Source organism: Rhodohalobacter sp., assembly GCF_041686455.1.
GTDB lineage: Bacteria > Bacteroidota > Rhodothermia > Balneolales > Balneolaceae > Rhodohalobacter.
The window spans coordinates 1-3,322 of sequence record NZ_JAWLDW010000194.1; the positions used below are offsets into that span (position 1 = coordinate 1).

Annotated in this window: 2 protein-coding genes; both read left to right on the forward strand. The window is 43.6% G+C overall.

The annotated features are described in order from the left end of the window. Nucleotides 1-380 precede the first annotated feature (380 nt). On the forward strand, nt 381-2,168 hold the full coding sequence (locus ACESM0_RS13405; RefSeq protein WP_372906710.1) for a DUF2339 domain-containing protein: 1,788 nt from the start codon (nt 381-383) through the stop codon (nt 2,166-2,168). 258 nt (nt 2,169-2,426) lie between these two features. Then, nucleotides 2,427-3,239, forward strand: a complete 813-nt coding sequence (locus ACESM0_RS13410; RefSeq protein WP_372906711.1) for an alpha/beta hydrolase — start codon at nt 2,427-2,429, stop codon at nt 3,237-3,239. Nucleotides 3,240-3,322 lie beyond the last annotated feature (83 nt).

Here is a 3,322-nt window from a genome sequence, read left to right on the forward strand (position 1 = left end):
CAGGGACGTGATGGGGTAGAGCATGTTCCGGCAAGAAGCTATCAACTTAAACAGGACTGAAAAGATGAACATGCAATTTTAGATGAAAATGATCTTCAAGCGTCTGAATCCGCCGAATGAAGCGTTTCATCAGAGACTTGAGTTGTGAAAGAAATAATCTTCCATCGAGGGAATTGATCCGTCAAATAGTGGGCGAAGGGTGTTAACATAATCAAGATGGTGATGAATTATTGGTACACGTTTCCCCATCATTTATATCCAGTCGATGCTAATGTGAGAGTGTATATCCCACTTGGTTTCTTAATCAGCCCCATTTGTTTAGATTGTTTGAGCTTGCAAAGCTTTTTGTAAAGTGATGAGCTGTAGTTTCTAAATCAATAATGAAAATGCCTGCTGCTATGGATAGGGAATCATCTGACGATTCGGGTCAGGATCGCATCAAGAAACTTGAAGATAGAGTCGCTCAACTTGAAAAAATTGTTGGTGAAAAGCACAGGAGTTCTTCTAAAGTGACTGGCCAGGCTACTGCATCAGAAACTGCGTTTGATGACTACTCAAATAAGACAAAGAGTCGCAGCTTCAGTAGCAGAAAAAGCGGGAATTTTAGCCTGCCGCAGTTTTACAAAGATAACTGGCTTTACTGGATAGGAGTGTCACTGTTGCTGCTTGGCGTTGTATTTCTATTTAATTATTCAATTGAACAGGGATGGCTGATCCCGCCGATCAGAAGCGCATTCGGATTGCTGATTGGATCTACGCTGTTCTGGCTCGGCTTTAGCGATAAAATTGCCGGCACTATTCGTCAATTTCTTATGGGAGCGGGCATTGGGGCATTATATATCACCGGGTTTGCAACATTCCAGCTCTACAGCTTTCTAAGCTATCCCATTGCCTTCAGTTTTATGATTGCCGTTACCATTCTTTCATTTGGAACATCACTGCGCCAAAATTCATCGACCCTTGCGCTTATTGGGACGCTGGGCGGACTGGCAACCCCGTTTATGCTGTATGAGAATGATGGATCACTTTTAATGCTGATGCTCTACTCATGCACCATCATGACCGGAGCAGCTGCAATTTACCAGTTTAAGCAGTGGGGCTCCCTGCTGTGGAGCATGTTTGTGGGCGGTAGTTTAATACTATTGATTGCTTTGGTTACCAACGTATTGGATGTAACCGATCCCTTATTTGCTGACCGTTGGATTTTGCAGAGCGGCCTGCTGTATATGCTTAGCCTTGTTTGGCTGCTTCCGGTTGTAAGAGAGTTAAGTGATGGTGCCCCTAACATGGTCAGAGGTCAGGACGACCCCGGTTCTGAGGTTGAAGAGGGACGCCGTCGAGAGAATCCTCATATCCAGGCGCTGTCACTTTTAATTCCAATTCTAGCTGTGCAGTTTATGCATGGGGTCTGGTCGCTGTCTGAACCACACCTTGGTATTCTGGCACTGGGCGCCTCTTTCCTAACTGGCAGTATTTGTATTCCTCTCAGAAAGGCAGGCTTTAGAGAACTATCAACCACTCATATGTTTAGTGCCCTGGTGCTATTTACCCAGGCGATGTTCCTCTTTTTTGAGGGTAACATGCTGTTGGTTGTCATAACGCTCGAAGCTCTGGCACTTCGTTATGCTGCAACCCGGTTTAGCGGGAAGATACTATCGCTCGGATCTCATTTGCTAGTACTGACCGCTTGGGTTCTGATGGCAGGTCAGGCGCTGTTCTCTCTTGAGGATGTAACTCCAATTCTGAATATGCAGGCGATGTCTGAGCTGCTTCTCCTGGTTTCAACCGGCCTGATCATTCCTATTTATTTATATAATTCTAAAACAGCCGAATTCTATCAGCTTGTTGCCCACATCGGATTGCTGGCCTGGTTTTCCAAAGAGTTTACGTACCTCGATAGCGGACAAATGGTAACGTCGATAGCCTGGGGTATATATGCAGTGCTTATCCTTATTTCAGGTTTTTGGCTCAAAAAACCGAAACTGAGAGGTGCAGGAATGGCTACTATATTATTGGTGGTTGGCAAGCTGTTTTTTGTAGACCTTAGTCAGACCAGTGCACTCTTGAGAATTCCTCTTTTTATGGGATTTGGTGTATTGCTTCTTTTGATTGGATACCTGCTGCAAAAATATTGGTCGGAAGACGATCCGGGAGATGGATCAGGCTGAGCCTTTTGAACTTTTTACGGCCATCGTTCGTGATCTATTCGAATATTGCTGAAGGTTCAAATGGTCTCGTTGCGGTAAAAACACTTTAGATCACAAGTGGCGACTGATATGACGACGAAACATGTGAAGACCATTTCATCAATGAGATGAATGGGCGGTCAGTGAAATTACGAATAGGGAAAGCAAACAGGAAAGTGATGGGGTAGTGCTTGTTTCGGTAAGAAACTATTAACTTATGCAGAATAGAAAAGAATGAATATGCTGTTTAAAATTTTGATTGCCCTGGGCGGAATCTACCTTTTTTTGATACTGGTTCTATTTTTGTTTCAGGGACAGATGTTATTTTTGCCGGAAAAAGATCATTTTCGATCTCCACAATCGATGGGGCTGGAGGCAGAAGATGTGTGGGTTGAAACGAAAGATGGAAAACAGATCCATGGCTGGTACTTCAATAAAGTGAACGCCGAAAAGGTGGTTGTGCTTTCACACGGTAATGCAGGAAATATTAGCGGCAGGCTGGAGATCGCGGAAATGCTTTTGGATCTGGGTGTGTCCGTTTTGATGTACGACTATCGGGGATATGGAAAAAGTGAAGGCCGTCCGTCAGAAAAAGGACTGTATAAGGATATTGAAGCTGTAATTGGATTTTTGAAAGACCAGAAGAATTACCCGGAAAATCAGATCATACTGTATGGACGATCGCTGGGCGGTGCGGTTTCTGCCTACGGAGCATCAAAATATAATGTTGGGGGATTGGTATTAGACTCTGCCTTTCAAGACTTGAAAACGATGGCCTCGGACATTTATCCTATTGTGCCGTCATTTTTGGTAAGGTATAATTTTTCAGCCATTAAATATCTCAAAATCATTGAGAATACACCCGTGCTGATTATGCACAGCCGTGATGATGAAATTGCCGGCTTCCATCATGGAGAAGCGCTTTATGAAGCTGCTGCAGAACCGAAAACATTTGTTCCGCTTCGTGGCGGGCATAATGATCTCTTTTTTACATCAAATAATGCCATTAAGCGAAACTGGAAGGAATTTCTGGAACAACTGGATCAGGATTAAATTTCTGTTGAGTTCTAATTCAAACTTCCCTGTTCGGTTTATCTATTTATAAGCTTTCGGAGATCAGCTGTCAGCTTTTAATT